Source organism: Carboxylicivirga linearis (genome assembly GCF_018271995.1).
Taxonomy (GTDB): Bacteria; Bacteroidota; Bacteroidia; order Bacteroidales; family Marinilabiliaceae; genus Carboxylicivirga; species Carboxylicivirga linearis.
In genome coordinates this window covers 1-2006 of the sequence record NZ_JAGUCO010000075.1, presented here as the reverse complement: position 1 = coordinate 2006, position 2006 = coordinate 1, and the positions used below count along the sequence as shown (strand labels likewise).

The following is a 2006-nucleotide window of genomic DNA, read 5'->3' as shown; positions in this document are numbered from 1 at the left end:
GTTGCCTTTGAGGTGAGAGATGCATTGGGCATGCCACAAAACTTTAACGGATTGGTAGTTGATGAGAATGACCAAATTGTAACAGCTGCTAAAACCATGTGGCGGGGAAAAGGCGTTTTTAATTTTACTCCTCAGAGAGGCAAGCAATACTTTATAAAAGAACTGGGGCAAAATGACACCTTACAATACTATTCATTGCCCAATGCCTTATCAGAAGGTTTGGCCATGACGGTTGTAGATCAAAGCAAGGAAAACCCATTGACCATTACCATTTCAAAGTCTGGATTGATTGCTGATACTACTTTGTTTTTGCTGGCAACTCAAAATGGTATGGCTAAAGATGCTCTTATAATAAATATGTCGGGAAGAGAGATATTAACTACAGAGATGGATAAAACAAAATTCAGCAGTGGTATTGTTCAACTCACTCTATTCGATCAAAACCAAATGGCACGTGCAGAACGATTGGTTTTTATCAAAAAAGAGGATGCTTTAAATATCGCCATAAAAGAAGATAAATTACCCGAAGGAAGTCGTGATTCTGTTTTACTAACCATGTTGGTTACCAGTCAGGACGGTGATCCTGTTGAAGGAAATTTCTCTATTGCAGTTACCGATGTTATAAGAGTGCCTGATAAAGCTTATAACTCAGCTAATATCAATCAATACCTGTCATTCTATTCCGATATACCTAATTTAAAAGTGCTTGAACCTGTTCTGTTTGAAGATTCAGGAGAAGGCAATTTTAAATCCGAATTGCTAATGCTTACTAATGGTTGGCGAAGATATTCATGGGAAGAAGTCTTAGCTGATAGTTTGACTATACCGAACTATTTAGAGGAGCCCGGTATATACGTAAAAGGTAAAATTACATCGCTCTTTGGTAAAGACAAAGTGCCTAAAAATGCTGAAGTAACTATGATTGCAGGTAACGTTTTTAATAGTTACAATGATAAGTTGGATGAAAATGGAGAATTTACTTTTATCATGCGAGACTTCTATGATAGTAAAAAAGTAGCGGTCCAGACTAAAAATAAAAAGGGTAAAAAAAAGGACTTTGAAATAGATATTAAGACCAATTATCAGTCCGATACGATTGATCAGTTTGATTATCTATCACATGCATTCAGGCCGGATCTACCAACTGATAATTTAATCATTCAGGATATTCAAATATCGAAGGCTATTTTGCAGAAAGAATTAAGCAGAGCAATTGTGGAAGATACTTTTATGGTTACAACTGATGTTTCCATTAAAGAGGTAGATGTTAGTGCAGAAGGTAAGAAATTGGCCAAAGCAAAAATGAATGAAAAGTATGGAGTTTCTAATTCTTCTATTGGCGAAATAAAGGTGAAAGAATTGATGGAAGAAAAATCATGGTACGAAGGTCTTTTTTCACTCTTATATGAAGCTTACCCTGATTTACGAATTAGCACAGGCCTGTTTGATATATCTAAATATAGATCTGGTAGATCAGCATTAAAGCATGGTGTCGAGGGTGGTTTATCAAATGTAAATATAAATAGTGAATTTTATGATTCTCGAGAAATTACTTTTCAGTTGATAGGAAAACAAAGACATCGTTTTTTTGTATTTGTGGACGGTCAAATGATTGCTGCTTCAAATACAAGGGGAACTATAAGAAAAGCATATGGAAACTATATTTTAGATGATTTATTGGCTTTAGATCCCAATGAGGTACAGTCAATAGATCTAATATTTCCCGATTCAGAAGTAGCTAAAACCCGTTTAACCGATGAAGCCAGGTATTATAATGGTGGAGATGAAATTGATCGAACGGTTCCAGGAGGGAGTAATCCGTTTATATATCAATCAGAGATTATTTCAACACCGGTTGCAGTTTTGTCTATTTATACCAAAGCCGGTGGAGGATTATATAGTACTACAGCCTATAAAGGAATTTCAAATGTTACGATTCAGGGGTATAAAAGAACCAAAGAATTTTATCACTACGATTATTCAACAGCTTTTAAGGATAGTGTACA

At 35.3% G+C, this 2006-nt stretch carries 1 protein-coding gene; it reads left to right on the top strand.

Translation table 11 applies throughout. The features are described 5' to 3' along the window. Positions 1-2006: hypothetical protein (locus KEM10_RS23580; RefSeq protein WP_212220785.1), on the top strand; the 2006-nt coding region annotated here is incomplete at both ends.